This is a genomic window from Paraniabella hibiscisoli (assembly GCF_022512515.1).
Taxonomy (GTDB): Bacteria; Bacteroidota; Bacteroidia; order Chitinophagales; family Chitinophagaceae; genus Niabella; species Niabella hibiscisoli.
Window position 1 is genome coordinate 200877 of sequence record NZ_JAKWBK010000001.1, and the last position, 14050, is coordinate 214926.

Annotated in this window: 25 protein-coding genes; 10 read left to right on the forward strand and 15 right to left on the reverse strand. The window is 41.0% G+C overall.

From position 1 onward, the window contains the following. Positions 1 to 25: 25 nt before the first annotated feature. A complete protein-coding gene (locus MKP07_RS01275) occupies positions 26 to 610 on the forward strand; it encodes a DUF5050 domain-containing protein (RefSeq protein WP_240844644.1) in 585 nt (194 codons plus the stop codon). Positions 611 to 742: 132 nt separating this feature from the next. Here the strand turns inward: MKP07_RS01275 and MKP07_RS43515 are convergent, their stop codons facing one another. From MKP07_RS43515 to MKP07_RS43530, 4 genes are all read right to left on the reverse strand, one after another. Further along, positions 743 to 868, reverse strand: coding sequence for a hypothetical protein (locus tag MKP07_RS43515; protein WP_262919103.1), 126 nt, complete (start codon positions 866 to 868; stop codon positions 743 to 745). Then, positions 861 to 1442, reverse strand: a complete 582-nt coding sequence (locus MKP07_RS43520; RefSeq protein WP_240844645.1) for a hypothetical protein — start codon at positions 1440 to 1442, stop codon at positions 861 to 863. Before MKP07_RS43520 ends, MKP07_RS43515 begins: the two co-directional genes overlap by 8 nt. Next, positions 1439 to 1879, reverse strand: coding sequence for a hypothetical protein (locus tag MKP07_RS43525; RefSeq protein WP_240844646.1), 441 nt, complete (start codon positions 1877 to 1879; stop codon positions 1439 to 1441). Before MKP07_RS43525 ends, MKP07_RS43520 begins: the two co-directional genes overlap by 4 nt. A gap of 67 nt (positions 1880 to 1946) precedes the next feature. Continuing rightward, positions 1947 to 2222 carry a hypothetical protein gene (locus tag MKP07_RS43530; protein WP_240844647.1) on the reverse strand — a complete coding sequence of 92 codons (276 nt, stop codon included), beginning with the start codon at positions 2220 to 2222 and terminating at the stop codon, positions 1947 to 1949. A 250-nt stretch (positions 2223 to 2472) separates the two neighbouring features. Here MKP07_RS43530 and MKP07_RS01295 point away from each other — a divergent pair, with 250 nt between their 5' ends. Then, positions 2473 to 3129: a hypothetical protein gene (locus MKP07_RS01295; RefSeq protein WP_240844648.1), complete on the forward strand. Its 657-nt coding sequence runs from the start codon at positions 2473 to 2475 to the stop codon at positions 3127 to 3129. 77 nt (positions 3130 to 3206) lie between these two features. On the opposite strand, the gene rplT is transcribed toward MKP07_RS01295, so the two are convergent. Both rplT and rpmI read right to left on the reverse strand, forming a co-directional pair. Then, entirely contained in the window at positions 3207 to 3551 is a 345-nt protein-coding gene (rplT, locus tag MKP07_RS01300) for a 50S ribosomal protein L20 (protein ID WP_114792010.1), read from the reverse strand. A 72-nt stretch (positions 3552 to 3623) separates the two neighbouring features. Then, complete coding sequence (gene rpmI / locus MKP07_RS01305; RefSeq protein WP_114792011.1) at positions 3624 to 3821, reverse strand: 50S ribosomal protein L35; 198 nt, start codon at positions 3819 to 3821, stop codon at positions 3624 to 3626. Between the two features lie 395 nt (positions 3822 to 4216). Between rpmI and MKP07_RS41935 the strand changes: the two genes are divergently transcribed. Genes MKP07_RS41935 through MKP07_RS01315 form a run of 3 tightly spaced genes read left to right on the forward strand, consistent with a single transcriptional unit; the run spans position 4217 to position 6458 of the window. Beyond that, positions 4217 to 4870: a cation:proton antiporter domain-containing protein gene (locus MKP07_RS41935; RefSeq protein ID WP_394803522.1), complete on the forward strand. Its 654-nt coding sequence runs from the start codon at positions 4217 to 4219 to the stop codon at positions 4868 to 4870. Next, on the forward strand, positions 4810 to 5733 hold the full coding sequence (locus MKP07_RS41940) for a cation:proton antiporter domain-containing protein (RefSeq protein WP_394803523.1): 924 nt from the start codon (positions 4810 to 4812) through the stop codon (positions 5731 to 5733). The genes MKP07_RS41935 and MKP07_RS41940 overlap by 61 nt, the downstream gene beginning before the upstream one ends. Next, positions 5721 to 6458, forward strand: a complete 738-nt coding sequence (locus MKP07_RS01315; protein ID WP_240844649.1) for a TrkA C-terminal domain-containing protein — start codon at positions 5721 to 5723, stop codon at positions 6456 to 6458. The genes MKP07_RS41940 and MKP07_RS01315 overlap by 13 nt, the downstream gene beginning before the upstream one ends. Before the next feature lie 22 nt (positions 6459 to 6480). Here the strand turns inward: MKP07_RS01315 and MKP07_RS37465 are convergent, their stop codons facing one another. Beyond that, positions 6481 to 6609: a hypothetical protein gene (locus MKP07_RS37465; RefSeq protein ID WP_262919104.1), complete on the reverse strand. Its 129-nt coding sequence runs from the start codon at positions 6607 to 6609 to the stop codon at positions 6481 to 6483. Continuing rightward, positions 6606 to 7217: a hypothetical protein gene (locus MKP07_RS01320; protein WP_240844650.1), complete on the reverse strand. Its 612-nt coding sequence runs from the start codon at positions 7215 to 7217 to the stop codon at positions 6606 to 6608. The genes MKP07_RS37465 and MKP07_RS01320 overlap by 4 nt, the downstream gene beginning before the upstream one ends. 78 nt (positions 7218 to 7295) lie before the next feature. On the opposite strand from MKP07_RS01320, the gene MKP07_RS01325 reads away from it, so the two are divergent. From MKP07_RS01325 to MKP07_RS01345, 5 genes are read left to right on the forward strand one after another with little or no spacing between them, the layout of a single operon-like run. Next, entirely contained in the window at positions 7296 to 7706 is a 411-nt protein-coding gene (locus tag MKP07_RS01325; protein ID WP_240844651.1) for a DoxX family protein, read from the forward strand. A gap of 2 nt (positions 7707 to 7708) precedes the next feature. Further along, positions 7709 to 8134 (forward strand): acyl-CoA thioesterase, encoded by a 426-nt coding sequence (locus MKP07_RS01330; RefSeq protein WP_240844652.1) that lies wholly within the window; start codon positions 7709 to 7711, stop codon positions 8132 to 8134. After that, positions 8115 to 8951, forward strand: a complete 837-nt coding sequence (locus MKP07_RS01335; RefSeq protein ID WP_240844653.1) for a site-2 protease family protein — start codon at positions 8115 to 8117, stop codon at positions 8949 to 8951. The genes MKP07_RS01330 and MKP07_RS01335 overlap by 20 nt, the downstream gene beginning before the upstream one ends. An 8-nt stretch (positions 8952 to 8959) precedes the next feature. Then, the gene (locus tag MKP07_RS01340; RefSeq protein WP_240844654.1) at positions 8960 to 9106 is read left to right on the forward strand and encodes a hypothetical protein; all 147 of its coding nucleotides are present in this window, start codon (positions 8960 to 8962) and stop codon (positions 9104 to 9106) included. Between the two features lie 50 nt (positions 9107 to 9156). Continuing rightward, complete coding sequence (locus tag MKP07_RS01345) at positions 9157 to 9534, forward strand: VOC family protein (RefSeq protein ID WP_240844655.1); 378 nt, start codon at positions 9157 to 9159, stop codon at positions 9532 to 9534. 5 nt (positions 9535 to 9539) lie between these two features. Here MKP07_RS01345 and MKP07_RS01350 read toward each other — a convergent pair whose 3' ends face one another. From MKP07_RS01350 to MKP07_RS43540, 7 genes are all read right to left on the reverse strand, one after another. Next, entirely contained in the window at positions 9540 to 9947 is a 408-nt protein-coding gene (locus MKP07_RS01350; RefSeq protein WP_240844656.1) for a thiol-disulfide oxidoreductase DCC family protein, read from the reverse strand. Between the two features lies 1 nt (position 9948). Next, positions 9949 to 10386: a hypothetical protein gene (locus MKP07_RS01355; protein ID WP_240844657.1), complete on the reverse strand. Its 438-nt coding sequence runs from the start codon at positions 10384 to 10386 to the stop codon at positions 9949 to 9951. Next, positions 10379 to 10645: a hypothetical protein gene (locus tag MKP07_RS01360; protein WP_240844658.1), complete on the reverse strand. Its 267-nt coding sequence runs from the start codon at positions 10643 to 10645 to the stop codon at positions 10379 to 10381. Before MKP07_RS01360 ends, MKP07_RS01355 begins: the two co-directional genes overlap by 8 nt. A 13-nt stretch (positions 10646 to 10658) precedes the next feature. Next, entirely contained in the window at positions 10659 to 11681 is a 1023-nt protein-coding gene (locus tag MKP07_RS01365) for a Gfo/Idh/MocA family protein (RefSeq protein WP_240844659.1), read from the reverse strand. Between the two features lie 727 nt (positions 11682 to 12408). Further along, the gene (locus MKP07_RS01370; protein ID WP_240844660.1) at positions 12409 to 13029 is read right to left on the reverse strand and encodes a hypothetical protein; all 621 of its coding nucleotides are present in this window, start codon (positions 13027 to 13029) and stop codon (positions 12409 to 12411) included. 24 nt (positions 13030 to 13053) lie between these two features. Continuing rightward, the gene (locus MKP07_RS43535; protein WP_317235750.1) at positions 13054 to 13506 is read right to left on the reverse strand and encodes an aldo/keto reductase; all 453 of its coding nucleotides are present in this window, start codon (positions 13504 to 13506) and stop codon (positions 13054 to 13056) included. Beyond that, positions 13500 to 14039, reverse strand: coding sequence for an aldo/keto reductase (locus MKP07_RS43540; protein ID WP_317235751.1), 540 nt, complete (start codon positions 14037 to 14039; stop codon positions 13500 to 13502). Before MKP07_RS43540 ends, MKP07_RS43535 begins: the two co-directional genes overlap by 7 nt. Positions 14040 to 14050 lie beyond the last annotated feature (11 nt).

Consider the following 14050-nt stretch of genomic DNA (forward strand, 5'->3'; position numbering starts at 1 on the left):
TACAGGTTCGGGTAAAATACTGCTGATGGATGTTGATGGAACCAATATAGTTGAATTGGTTACCGGGCTATCTTCTCCTTACGGCATAGCTATCAACCTTGCCGAAGGTAAAATGTATATAGCCGATGGCGCTAACGTATCAAGGGCTAATTTAGATGGAAGCAATTTTGAGAAGACATTCATTATAGTACCTGATGGACAATTACGGGCGATTGGCATCAACCGTAAAACAAGTATCTTATACTTTTACGATGTAAACAAAGAAATCATGTATTCAGCAAAAACTGATGGAACAGGTATGGGAAGAATTATTGAAGGTGCCTATGGCTATGGTTTGTATGTAGATGAAGTCAATCAAAAAATCTATTATGACGACAGGCGTCAGACTGGCATCATGCAGGCAAACCTGGACGGTTCAAATAAGATAAAGATTTCTCCTACCGTAACCGGGAACAGGGGTGGTTCAGGCATAACCGTTGACCATAGTACCAACAAAGTATACTGGGCCGAAACTAATAATGGATTCATCAGGCGCGCCAACCTCGATGGCACCGAGTTTGAAACAGTATTGTCCGGCGTAAATGGACCAAGAGGTATGTTTGTGAAATAATATCTTACCAATAACAATTGGATCGAAGTAGGAAGGTTTCTTCCTTTTTTTGTGCCTGTCACGCATATTCCCTAAAAAAAAGCTGCGATCTTTACGGACCGCAGCTTATATATATATTGAATTCTTTAAACCCTATCTCAAATAACCCAGGATCTTCAGCATGCTTTGTGCAGACTGCTCTTTCGCATACACCCATTCTTCCAGCTCTCCGTTCTTATCATATTCAATAATCACATGCTTGGGGAAGGAATCAGGCAATGTTTAATACCGCCATAACCACTGATCTGGTCCTGGTAAGCCCCGTATGGAAAAAGCCAACATATAAAGGTTCATCATCACTTTCCTGAGTTTGCTTTTTCTCAAGATCTACCGCATCAACCGGTCTCACGCGTGAATTGCCCACGCCATTGTCATTTTTTATTTTGGGTAGGAACACTTCATTGATATGCTCCTCGCTATCGTAATAGTCGTGGCCGTCGCAGGTAATACCCCCTAACACTACCCGTTGGTACTCGTTATCCCATTTGTTGATAGGTAACATCAGGAACTTTTCACCAATACCCCATGTATCCGGCAAGGTTGTAATAAAAGATGAATCGATCATATACCAGGTCTCCCGGTCGTTCTGGCGCTTCTCTCCTATTACACTGTAAATATGTGCCATGCTTTCACCAACCGTATAGCTACCGAATTCAGTGTAAATGTTCGGTACAGGTACTTTGGCTTTTTTGCAGGCAGATTTAATGTTGCTGATGATCTCGTTGATCATAAACTGGTAATCATACTCAAAAGCCAGGCTATGCTTAATCGGGAAACCACCGCCAATATTCAACGAATCAAGCTCAGGGCAGATCTTTTTAACTGGCAATACAGGTTAATACTTTTACGCAACTCACTCCAATAATAGATATCATCTTTAATACCCTTATTCAGGAAGATATGCAGCATTTTCAATTGGAACTTGTCTTCATTGCCTTCTATTTCGTCCACATAAAATTCCAATACATCTTTTGAACGTATACCCAGTCTCGAAGTATAAAACGGGAAAGAAGGTTCTTCTTCTGCGGCCACCCGGATACCTATTTTAAAAGGCTCCTTGCTTTTCACACTACGCTTATACATACTCAATTCCTCTTTGTTATCCAAAATAGGAATTACATTTTTAAACCCACTATTGATCAGCTTGGCAATACGTGAAGTGTAATTTCTTTGCTTAAAGCCATTACAAACAATATTAATGTCTTTGTTGATCTTACGGCGCTTATACAACTGGTTAATGATATCAATATCATAAGCAAAGGAAGTTTCAGGTGTATATTATGCTTCAGTGCCTCTCCTACCACAAAGGAAAAATGCGAGCTTTTGGTACAATAAGTATAAAAGTATTTGCCTTCATACTTATATTTTTCATAGCATTAGCAAAATACTGCTTCGCCTTATTGATATTAATTCCAATTTTGGGCAGGTAACTCACCTTTAAAGGTGTGCCGTATTTTTCCACCAGTCTTTTATAATCAATACCGTTAAAAATAAGGTCACCCTTTTTAACTTCAATATTTTCCTGCGGAAAATTAAAGGTCTGTTCAACCAGGCCTAAGTATGAGTTATTCATCCGTAAATTTTTATTTTTTGAGGTTGGTCGGATGGAACTCCGCAAAAAACTTTATGTCTGCCAGCATTGCTCCGTTTCATTTGCCATAACACCGGCTGCACCGGCACTTATTGGTTTAAAAATTGAGCGCTAAATTAGCGAAATATGCAATTATCGACCTGAAAATTTAAAATCACAATTTCCGCTTCACATTTAACAATGACATTTACCGGATATTATATCTTTGTTTCTTCATCAGTAAACCAGAACCATGCAAAAGCTGCTACTCCTATTTCTATTTTCCTTAACCCTAACTATATTAAAAGCCCAAAAGACCGTTGATGGATATTACGTACGATTAAAGGGAGATACGGTCAAAACCAAAATTGTAATTCCTGTAAATTGGGATGGCCCTGATTGGGAAAAACTCACAACAATTGCATCATTCTATCCCGAAAACGAGGATAGGATTGCTTATGTTAAACCCGAGCAGATCAAGGCCTATGGTTTCACTTTTAAGAAAAAGCAATACAGCCTGACTTCGGAATTAGCGGCCTTGTTTGACTATTCTTTTACGGGGATAAATAGAACCCAGGGCAGAAAGTTCATGTTTAATGTGTTTTTAGGATCCCAAATCAACATATTTAAACTGTGGCATTCTAAAAACCGGATGACCGGCGGAGGCGGCCCTGATGGTACCGGTATGATGATGTATTCCGCCACCAGGTCTACCTACACCATTTCCCTTGATAACAAATCATTCTTTTTAACTGATGATTCTAATAAAAAGAATATACTGAAAGGCATAACATCCATCTTCAGCAGCTACCCTGATGTACTTAGTAAAGTCAATGTAAAAAGTATATCACTATCAAATCTTGAAGCTAAACTTATTGAAATAGCTACTCTAGTAAATGACGCGCTATAAAAGTTTTTAAACTGCGATACCAACAAAAGAGCCCATGGTTTAAAACCATGGGCTCTTTTATTATGTTGCTGTAATAATTATTTTACAGAAGCTACCAAAGCTTTGAAAGACTCAGGATTGTTCATAGCTAAGTCAGCTAATACTTTCCTGTCCAATTCAATACCTTTAGTTTGTAATTTGTTGATGAATTGAGAGTAAGTTAACCCTTCTTCACGAACTGCAGCGTTAATACGCGCGATCCATAAAGTACGGTATTCTCTTTTCTTTAATTTACGACCTACATACATGTAAGTCATACCTTTTTCTACAACGTTTTTAGCAACGGTGTATACATTTTTACGTTTACCGTAAAAACCTTTGGCTTGTTTTAATATCTTTTTCCTGCGGGCTTTAGAAGCAACTGCATTTACTGAACGTGGCATATCTTAATATTTTAGATTTCAGATATAAAATTTAAAAAATCTTCTCTGAAATATTTTTAAAATGTTTACTAATTACTTTAATCTCAACAAACGTTTTACGAAATGTACATGAGATGGTGCTACTGTACCATCGATGCGCATACCGCGCTTACGCTTAGTAGATTTTTTAGTTAAGATGTGACGTTTGAAACTCTTTTGGTGAGTAATCTTGCCAGTAGCTGTTACTTTAAAACGCTTTTTTGCGCTTGAATTTGTTTTTACCTTAGGCATGGTAAATTTTAAATTTAATTGTTAACCTTTGAGGCGTCTCCACACCGGTGGAGCCCTTCACGGGCCTCTTCAGGAAATATCCACTTTTTTCAAAATGGATTGCAAAGGTACAACAAATTGCAATTAGAGACTTCTTATTCGCTATTTATTCTTTTATAACTAATAACCAACCACTTACATATAAAATGAGCCTCTTTTTTCCTTTCTGCAGGTAGTAATTTCAAAAAAAATATTACATTTCGGCCAAAGCCAAACATTTTCTATTGACTATTTACTTTGCTGAAGATACATATTGTGAAGCTGAAGTGTATGTGTTGGAGATAATACTCCATGCATAATGAAGATGACAGGAAAACCCCGGTGCTTTCCGGGACTATGGGCACAATAAAATTTTTATGAACCATTTACCACATCTGATAACGGATCTGGCGCTTATATTGAGCGTGGCCGCTGTTATCACCCTTATTTTTAAAAGACTGCAACTTCCATTAATCCTGGGCTACCTGGTTTCAGGCATCCTAATCAGTCCTAATTTTAAAATATTCCCTCCTAAAGTTTATGAATTAACAGATGTGCAAACCTGGGGCGAAATCGGCGTCATCTTCCTTTTGTTCAGCCTGGGGTTGGAATTCAGCTTTAAAAAACTGGCCAAGATGGGCGGTTCGGCAACTACGGCCGCGGGCTTTGAAGCCGTAGGCATGGCAGCAGTAGGGTTTGGCTTGGGAAAGCTATTGAATTGGCCCTTTATGGATTGTATTTTCCTGGGGGCTTGTCTCACCATCTCGTCCTCCTCCGTTATCGTTAAAAGCTTTGCCGACCTGGGATTGAAACAAAGAAATTTCGCCCAACTGGTATATGGCATATTGGTAGTTGAAGACCTGATTGCGGTGGTGTTGCTGGTATTGTTGGGAACTTTTGTAGCCAGCCATACTTTTGATGCCGGACAGATCAGTATGTCCATATTAAAACTTGGCTTCTTTCTTATTGTGTGGTTTGTTGGAGGTATACTTTTTATTCCTTCACTCTTAAAAAAGCTAAAAATTTTTTGACGGATGAAATTTTGCTGATAGTGGCCATTGCCATGTGCTTTTTGATGGTATACCTTTCTGCGCAAGCAGGTTTCTCTGCCGCGTTAGGCGCATTTATTATGGGTTCACTTTTAGCAGAAACCACCAAAGCCGAACGAATAGAGCATTTGGTCATACCGGTTAGAGATCTTTTCGGTGCCATTTTCTTTGTATCGGTAGGCATGTTGATAGATCTGAACGTAATCAAAGATCATTGGCTACCTATTTTACTGATCACAGCTGCCGTAATTGTGGGCAAAAGCATTGTCATTACGCTGGGGGCCTTTATTTCGGGTAACAGCCTACGCACTTCCATACAAACCGGTATGAGCCTGGCCTTGATCGGTGAGTTTTCCTTTATTATTGCATCGATGGGCGTCAAACAAAAAGTAGTGAGCGAAGAACTTTACCCCATTATTATCACTGTTTCTGCTTTAACTATTTTTATTGCGCCCTCGTTAACACTTTCCAGCACCCGCATTTACAACTGGATTGCCAGTAAGCTTTCTCCCAAATGGGAAGCCCGCTTAAACCGGTATAGTTCGGAAGCTACGGCCCTGAGAGCGGTAAGCGACTGGAATCATGTACTGAAATTCTTCCTCATCAATACGGTGGTCTTCTCGGCTGTGGTGATTGCACTGATTATTTTGAATGACAGTTTTATGCTGCCATGGCTGCAGGAGGTTGCCCATGGCTTTGGAAGGGCTACTTCTGCCGTACTCGCGTTATCAGCTATGGGGCCCTTTTTATGGGCGCTGATCGTAAAAATGAAAAAACCGAACCTTTCGCCAGGATCTATACCCAACAAAAATATCATGGTCCGATCTGGATCATGCGTATTATAAAAGTTTCCCTGGCCCTGCTGTTCATCATTGGGCTTTTAAGAAGTATTTATTCGCTCGACTTTGCCTTAATGGTAGGTATAGCGTTACTGGTATTATTATTAATATTCAGGAAAAGACTGCAACGCACTTACGACAATATTGAAGACCGGTTTGTTAAAAACCTCAATAACCGGGAAATTGAAGAGCAACGTTTAATCGCAGAACAGGCAGCAGAAAAAAAGAACCAGAACCTGGCGCCCTGGGACGCCCACCTCACTACTTTTGACGTGGCGCCCGAAGCAGTAAGTATCATTGGCAAAACGTTGATGGAATTACAATGGCGGGAACGGGTAGGTGTAAATGTGGCTATGATCAAAAGGGGAGCAACATCTATTATTCCTCCCGAACGTGATGAAAGAATATACCCTGGTGATAAGCTGTTTATTATTTGTACCGACAGCCAGGAAAGAAGAATGAATGCCATTTTACGTCCCGATAAGAAGATTATAGATAGTGCCCGTGAAGTGGAAATGAAACTGGATCAATTAACCATTGAAGCCGATTCGCCCCTGGTGCACAAATCTATCAGGGAAAGCGATATCAAAAACCTGGCTCACGGGTTAGTGGTAGGTATTGAGCGAAATGGCGAACGTTATCTCAATCCTGAATCTACCTGGATCTTCGAAGAAGGAGACCTTTTATGGATTGTGGGAGAGAAAAAACTGATCAACACGATTGCAGAATAGTGGTATATCACTCGTGATTACCCTAGCGTATCTTATACGTATCTCCGGGCTTTGTACTCTCTACTTTTTGCTGGTTACCGCTGGCTGAAGTGTTGCATCCATTCTGACTAAAGAACCAGGCAGCCGCTATTAAGGCAGCAGCTAATATCACCCACATGATGGTAGTACCTTTCCTTCTTTTTCATCAGGGAGCTGCAATTGCTCACGCATTTGAGCTGTAGTTGTTTGCTTATCCCCTACCACAGTTTGGTAGCTGGTATGCTCTCGGGTTACTTTTTTAGCAGCAACATCGGTAAAAGGAGAAATTTCCGTTAGAATGGGTTTAAACTGAACCTGATTATTCTTTTTCTCCAATGTTCCCAAAGAAGGCCAGTCAATCCTGTCTCCATTATTTAACCGGTTTTGCAGATCCGTTACGAAAAGCACCAAGCTATTCCTGGCCTGTTCTGCGGAAATCTTTTCTTTATCGACCAGCCAGTTCACCAGTACAATATTATCTTTCAATTCAACATCTTCATCATAAGGCTCAAAACCAACTATCCAGGATGGCGAAGCTATTGTGGACGTAGCCGGATTAGCATTGGCTTCTTTGCTCTCCAATTCAAACCTGCCAATCGGGGGCAGCACTAGTCTTCTAAATTGAAACAGGTATTGTGCAAGAATATCAAACATGGTATAACCTAATTTTAAACGAATATAGCAAATATGGCTATTAGCATTTACAGCGCAACTGTGACTGAACCATATTTCCTTATTCATCTTAGCCAGTACCGGTTCTACAGCCTCAGCTAATAATTATTTCATTAAGTTTGTTGCATATAAAATAAATAACCCGATATGAGATTGATGACTTCTAAATATGCAGAGCCTTCTGTTAGTATTGCGCTGCTATTGTTACGTGTAATTGCAGGCTCCTCGATGTTAATGAACCATGGGCTTAAGAAAATCAGCAATTTTAATGCTATAGTATCCAAAGGTTTTGCAGATCCTTTTCATATTGGAACCAAGGCCTCCCTTTCATTAACCATTTTCGCGGAAGTATTCTGTGCAGGCCTGCTAATTATTGGACTGTTAACCAGGTTAGCATCCTTACCGCTTATCGTCGCTATGGTTATTGCATTGTTTTTTGCACATGGCGGGCAGATCTTTGGAGAAGGAGAAAGTGCAGGCTTATTCCTTACCATGTACGTTGTTATATTTTTAATGGGCCCTGGCAAATTCAGCCTGGATAAAAAAATAGGTAAATAACTATGTATGTTGCCGAAACTAAAATAAGGGTTCGCTACGCAGAAACGGATCAGATGGGCGTTGTGTATCATGCTCACTATTTTCAATACTTTGAAGTTGCAAGAGCAGAATGCATCAGGCATCTGGGCTTTACTTACGCCGACATGGAAAAAACCGGCATTATCATGCCGGTAGTAGAAGTTAATTGTAAATACCTGAGACCTGCATTATACGATGACCTGCTTACTATTAAAACCATATTGAAGCAACTGCCTGAAGATCATAAAATCTTATTTCACCAGGAAGTGTATAACGAAAAAAATGAGCTTTTAGCTACGGGCAATGTGTTACTGTTTTTCATGAACGCTGCTACACGGCAAAGGGATAAAATGCCGGACCTGCTCTACCAGAAAATCAAACCTTCTTTTGATGCAGCCGGAGCCCAATAATATAGGGGATACAGTTAACAGGGCTAACCCGATACCACCCAAGTTTCCTTTACCTGAACCGGCGAGCAATGGCTCCTGGGTTAGCGCGCTAAGAAGCCTGGTATTGTATATCGGATTGGGTTATCTGCTGCTTCGACGCTGGGATCTGCTGCTGGTTATTTTTGGCATACTCTTACTGCATGAAGCGGGTCATTTTATTGCCATGAAGTACTATCGCTACGCGGATGTACAGGTATTATTTCTTCCCTTTATTGGGGCTTTGGTAAAGGGCTCTAAAAACGAGATCAGTCAGCACCAGAGTATTTTTATTTTACTGGCGGGGCCATTGCCTGGTTTATTATTGGGAATAGCCGCCTACTTTTTTGATACGGCTCATAATGGGATAGCTATTGGAGATATACCGCTGCAATTAATAGCCCAATCGCTTATTTGGGCAAACCTTTTAAACCTGCTTCCTGTTTATCCATTAGATGGAGGTCAGCTACTCAATCGTGTGTATCTCGAAGAAGAAGGAATACTCAGCGACATTTACTTCTATTTATCAATGACACTGATTACTGCTACTGTGTGCTTCTTAAAATTTTACATCTTACTGGCAGTACCAGCCTTGCTGATTTATAAGTATATTAGAAGTAGAAGTATTACGAAACTGGACAAAGAGTTAGAACACGCCGGCATAGATGTTTATACCAGCTACGAAGTGCTCTCTGATGAAGACTACTGGAAAATAAGAGCCGTTGTAATCCGGCAAACCCCGCTTTCCAAAATGCTCACCCGGGGCCACCTTACGAATACCATACCAATGAAAACAAGATAGCGAGCGAGGTGGACGCCGCACTATCACCAAGACTTTTGCTACTGGATGCTTCGAAGCGAACAAAAGTAGTGGTAGCATTACTTTGGGGCACAACAATTGCACTACCCTGGATTCTCCAAATCGACTTTTCGCTGATCCGGTATTTAGCCAGATAGTAGTATCTTACGGCCTTTAATTCACCCTGATTTTATTAAAACTACATTCAATGAAAATACCCAATGGTCATCAGCCCTTAATGCCTTATCTGATCCTTAAAAATGCTGACGCTTTTATTGAGTTTACAAAAACTGTCTTTGGAGCAAAAGAGATTTTTAAAAGCTATCGTGATAACGACAATCAAATCATCATGCATGCCGAAGTGCAAATAAATGGCTGTAATATTATGTTTGCAGACATGAACGAATTCTATGGAGTAGCCAATGCCAATTTGTTTATTTATGTGGAAGATGCAGACCAAACAGTTGAAATTGCCGTAGCCAACAGCGCTACTATTGTTAACGAGTTAGCCGACCAGGACTATGGACGCAGCGGCGGCATTGAAGATCCCTTTGGAAATGTTTGGTGGGTTACCAGTATGAAGTAACTATTCTAACCGATAAATCTTTGCTTTGACTCTGGCGAAGGCAGCATGCAGGCATCTTTGCGGCCAAATAGCCTATGCCTGTTCCGGGCAATCAGGTCATACACAAAGTCGCGGATAAAAATGGGTATTATGATAAAGCCATACAGCAACTGTACCGGCCCTGTTAATTCCTTTGCGACTTTTAATGCAGCTGTGGACCTTGTATAAATCCGATCACCATGTATGTACACAAAAGACTTCAGATGATCCTGGGGTAAGCCGCTTTTAACAAGCAGATCCTTACCGGCTTCCGATTGCAGGGACGCAAATCTAAACATCCCTTTCTCATCCCGCCGGATAACATATTGCACGGCGCCATTGCATAAATTACAAACGCCGTCAAACAAAATAATATGATCGCCATTGGCTTTCATATTATTTAGATTGTTCTAAACTGATATAAGCCCGTTGTACCGGTTTTTCCAGGGTTTTGGTAGGATCTGGTGTAATACTATCCAACCTGAATAAGTACTTTTGATCTTCTAAAGACAGTGCATAAGCCGAATTAAGCGACCTTCTTTCACAATCCACTCCGGTGCAAAGCTGTACATTTCTTTCTGTTTTGCCATCAACCACCACATTTAAAACAGCAACCGCTTCGCCTGCTCTTATACACCGGGCATTCATAGGGCATCGACTTTCATTGATCTCCTTCAGTGTTATCACCACATTCTTATAGGTAGTTTTTTCATTTACCTGTAACGATATCGCATGTGGTGGCGTCGCTACCGATTTGGAACCCGAACAGGAAAACAAAAGTATACCCGAAATTAAAAAGAAAAAAGCTGTTTCATAATATACAAAGTTACACAATCGGCAACTTCCAGCCATTATGATATACAGGCTTTACCAGTTGATTAGCTTTTTCTATATTGAACTTATTTTTCGCCTCGTCCCAGTAAATTTTTTCGCCTACCCTTAGAGCCACATTACCAAAATGACTGGCTACAGCTACTTTTGCCCCTGCATCAAATGAGCAATTCAGATCCTGCATTTTACGGGATTTCACTACATCAATAAAATTGGCTGCATGCTTATCCAGGCCACTATCAACAGATTTGGCCCAGGGCAAGGCTTCCAGTTTATTATTTTTCAGCCTTTACCTCCCAGCCCTGCCTGTTTAATAACAGGGTACCGTTTTCCCCTATGAAAGCTATGCCATGCTGCATACCATACAATCCTACGCCGGTAGCCATGTTATGCTCCCAAGTCATTTGAAAATTGCCAAAATCGTACAAAGCAGTTTGAATATCCGGAGTTTCCCTTGCATCAGCAGGGAAAACATATTTGCCGCCTGTTGCCATTACCGATTTTGGAGTACCTGCTTTCATGCCCATCAAAACCATGTCGATCAGGTGTACGCCCCAGTCGGTCATTAATCCTCCGGCGTAATCCCAAAACCAGCGAAACTCGTAATGGAAACGATTCTTATTAAACTCATGCTTTTTAGCCGGTCCCAGCCACATACTGTAATTAACACCTGCCGGCACAGCTGAATCAGGTACAACAGGTAAAGGCTTTGAGCCACCACGATACATCCAGGCTTTGGTAGAAGAAACGCGACCCAATTTACCCGAATGCACAAAGGCAATGGCATCTTTAAAATGTTGCTGACTACGCTGCCATTGCGCAACCTGTACCACTTTATCGGAATGCTGCACTGCTTTACTCATTAATTGCGCTTCAAAAATTGAGTTAGCTACCGGCTTTTCACAAAACACGTCTTTACCCGCCGCACAGGCATCAATCAATTGCAGGCAATGCCAGTGATCGGGAGTAGCTACCACTACAATATCTACATTTTTATCTGCAAGCAGCTTGCGATAATCTCCGTATAGTTTTGGCTTGATGCTTAATTTTTCCAGATCTGCTTTTCGCTGATTTAATATATTTTCATCTATATCGCAAAGCGCCACGCATTCTACTTCAGGCACTTTTAATAAAGCCGTAAGATTTTGCCACCCCTGGCCTTTACAACCAATCACCCCCAGGCCTATTTTATCATTAGCAGAAACGCCGGAGCGAATAGCTGCTAAAAGATCGGCTGATAGTAATGTACCTGCACTTAACGCCGCAGCAGTTTTCAAAAAATAACGTCGATTGTTCATGTGGCAATATTAAAAATTGGATCTGTTTATTTAACCTTCTAAAAATATCTAAAATCAAGCAAAGCACTGCTATAAAAAATAGTACAACGTTTGAATAAGTCTGTAGGAGGTTTCAGATCTACTCAATGCCGCCTCGCAGGCAGAATCATCTACAATCATTGCTGCATACAAAAGACCCCGATTGCATTTTACAATCGGAGTTGAATTGGTGTTTAACTATCTGAGCTTTTAAAAAAGGTATTTTGAAGTAGCGCATACTGGCTTCATAATTATTCAAATCAACACTTAGTTTAGCAGCCGCTACTACGCCACCAGGTACAATTACCTAACGATACTGCAGCAGCGTTGATAAATTAACGCTATTGGTATTATCGTGCGTAAACCGCCATAAACACACAGAAAAAACATCAATCGGAAATTAAATGTCCGAAGCACTGCCGAAATGATAGCCATGGCTCACCAACTCAATATATAACCTGAAACATATTTTTGTAAATAGGTTTAGTAGATGCTGTAACATAAGATCTATTTTACCAAAAACAAAAAGCCCGGAGTTATGGCTCCGGGCTGATGCGCCTGATTATTTGTTATCTATTTTTACTTGACGATCTCTGCTAATTACTTTTCATCCGTCCCCATATTTCGTAAATCGGATCTCCTTTAGAACTTTTACCAGAATGTATCCAGTTACCGTCTTCAAGCTTACCATCAAAGGCTAAAGACATGCCTACCCGTGAACTATCCCTGGAAAAAAACTCAATCTGTTCCGTATACTTACCATCCTTAAAAGTATAAGTACCGCCCCGGTTCCGGAAAACTCACCTGTCTCAACGTTAATAGCAGCCCATTGAAAACGGGTGGCTGTTAATAGCTTCAACGTTCTCCTGGGCCTTAACGGGATATCTGAAATTTCTTCTCCCTGCTTCCTTTTAACAATGCGCCAGTTACCCGCTAAGTGCTTTTCACCTGTGTCCACACGTTTCCATTTTAGTTCAAAGCCTTCCAGGGTAGTGGTTAGTTCGTTACCGGATAATTTATATCCGTACTCCTGCATCTTACCCACTTCCAATTTATTCGCACTATTAAATTCAGTCTTGATCCTGATCTTACCGCCCTCAGTAGTAAAAGGTCCACCGGCCGTTAATCCAAACTTCTTTTCTTTCAAATTGTATTGGGTAAACATACAGTAACCATCCTCGAAGAGCATCGCAAAATCCTGTCCGCCATAACTCAGACTCCACGCGCCCTCCAGCGAATCTGCCACGGGACCTAATGTCCTCTTAGTCATAGCCAGAAAGCCAACAGTGCATAACAGCAAAATTGCCGGCAACCATTTCCTGATAACCATATTATAATATTTAGAGGTTAAAAATCATGACTTGAGAATCCCTTCAATTCCGTTCAACTCAATTTTATCAAAACTCGTATTATTTAAACATTTTAAAGAGTCCAGCAACTGTTCTGCACTACTGGCGCCAACCAAAACGGAAGTAACCCTTTTATCTTTTAGCAACCAGGCTAAGGCCATCTGGGCAAGACTCTGGCCTCTGTCACTGGCAATTTCGTTTAATTTTTTCAATTGATCAACGCGATCTTCTGTAATAGCATCTTTCTGTAAAAAACCATGTGATTTGGCTGCCCTTGAATTTCGGGGAATGCCTTTCAGATATTTATTGGTAAGCAAGCCTTGCGCAAGCGGCGAAAAGGGAATGCAACCTACTCCTTCTTTTCCTAAAAGATCCAGCAAGCCATCTTCCACCCAGCGTTCATACATCGAATACTTGGGCTGGTGTATCAGGCAAGGTGTACCCATCTTCTTCAACATATGAATGGCTTTTTTGCCTCAGGCGCTTTATAATTGGAAATCCCCACATACAAAGCCTTACCCTGTCTCACAATTAAATCAAGTGCAGACATGGTCTCCTCAAGCGGTGTATCTGGATCGGGGCGGTGATGATAAAAAATGTCTACATAGTCCAGCTTCATTCGTTTCAGGCTTTGGTCCAGGCTGCTTACCAGGTACTTTTTACTACCCCAATCTCCATAAGGGCCGTCCCACATAGTGTACCCGGCTTTCGATGAAATAATCAACTCATCACGGTGATCCTTAAAATCGGTATGCAGAATTTTACCAAAATTTGTCTCTGCGCTTCCCGGAGGTGGCCCATAGTTGTTGGCCAGATCAAAATGGGTGATGCCATTATCAAAAGCCGTATGCAATGTTTTACGGTATACCTTGGGATCATCTACATCTCCAAAGTTGTGCCATAAACCTAATGATATTGCAGGCAATAAGATACCCGAATCGCCGCAGCGACGATACTGCATCTGGGTATACCGGTCAGACGAAAATTTCATTTTATGTTCTG

Bases quoted from the DNA above. Each gene is read 5' to 3' on its own strand.
- MKP07_RS01325 (WP_240844651.1), top strand. From the start codon at position 7,296: ATGAGATTGATGACTTCTAAATATGCAGAGCCTTCTGTTAGTATTGCG.
- MKP07_RS01330 (WP_240844652.1), top strand. From the start codon at position 7,709: ATGTATGTTGCCGAAACTAAAATAAGGGTTCGCTACGCAGAAACGGAT.
- MKP07_RS43540 (WP_317235751.1), bottom strand. From the start codon at position 14,039: ATGAAATTTTCGTCTGACCGGTATACCCAGATGCAGTATCGTCGCTGC.
- MKP07_RS43535 (WP_317235750.1), bottom strand. From the start codon at position 13,506: ATGTTGAAGAAGATGGGTACACCTTGCCTGATACACCAGCCCAAGTAT.
- MKP07_RS01295 (WP_240844648.1), top strand. From the start codon at position 2,473: ATGCAAAAGCTGCTACTCCTATTTCTATTTTCCTTAACCCTAACTATA.
- MKP07_RS01365 (WP_240844659.1), bottom strand. From the start codon at position 11,681: ATGAACAATCGACGTTATTTTTTGAAAACTGCTGCGGCGTTAAGTGCA.
- rpmI (WP_114792011.1), bottom strand. From the start codon at position 3,821: ATGCCTAAGGTAAAAACAAATTCAAGCGCAAAAAAGCGTTTTAAAGTA.
- MKP07_RS01335 (WP_240844653.1), top strand. From the start codon at position 8,115: ATGCAGCCGGAGCCCAATAATATAGGGGATACAGTTAACAGGGCTAAC.
- MKP07_RS01350 (WP_240844656.1), bottom strand. From the start codon at position 9,947: ATGAAAGCCAATGGCGATCATATTATTTTGTTTGACGGCGTTTGTAAT.
- MKP07_RS01315 (WP_240844649.1), top strand. From the start codon at position 5,721: ATGCGTATTATAAAAGTTTCCCTGGCCCTGCTGTTCATCATTGGGCTT.
- MKP07_RS01320 (WP_240844650.1), bottom strand. From the start codon at position 7,217: ATGAATAAGGAAATATGGTTCAGTCACAGTTGCGCTGTAAATGCTAAT.
- MKP07_RS43530 (WP_240844647.1), bottom strand. From the start codon at position 2,222: ATGAATAACTCATACTTAGGCCTGGTTGAACAGACCTTTAATTTTCCG.
- rplT (WP_114792010.1), bottom strand. From the start codon at position 3,551: ATGCCACGTTCAGTAAATGCAGTTGCTTCTAAAGCCCGCAGGAAAAAG.
- MKP07_RS41935 (WP_394803522.1), top strand. From the start codon at position 4,217: ATGAACCATTTACCACATCTGATAACGGATCTGGCGCTTATATTGAGC.
- MKP07_RS01275 (WP_240844644.1), top strand. From the start codon at position 26: ATGGATGTTGATGGAACCAATATAGTTGAATTGGTTACCGGGCTATCT.
- MKP07_RS01345 (WP_240844655.1), top strand. From the start codon at position 9,157: ATGAAAATACCCAATGGTCATCAGCCCTTAATGCCTTATCTGATCCTT.
- MKP07_RS01370 (WP_240844660.1), bottom strand. From the start codon at position 13,029: ATGGTTATCAGGAAATGGTTGCCGGCAATTTTGCTGTTATGCACTGTT.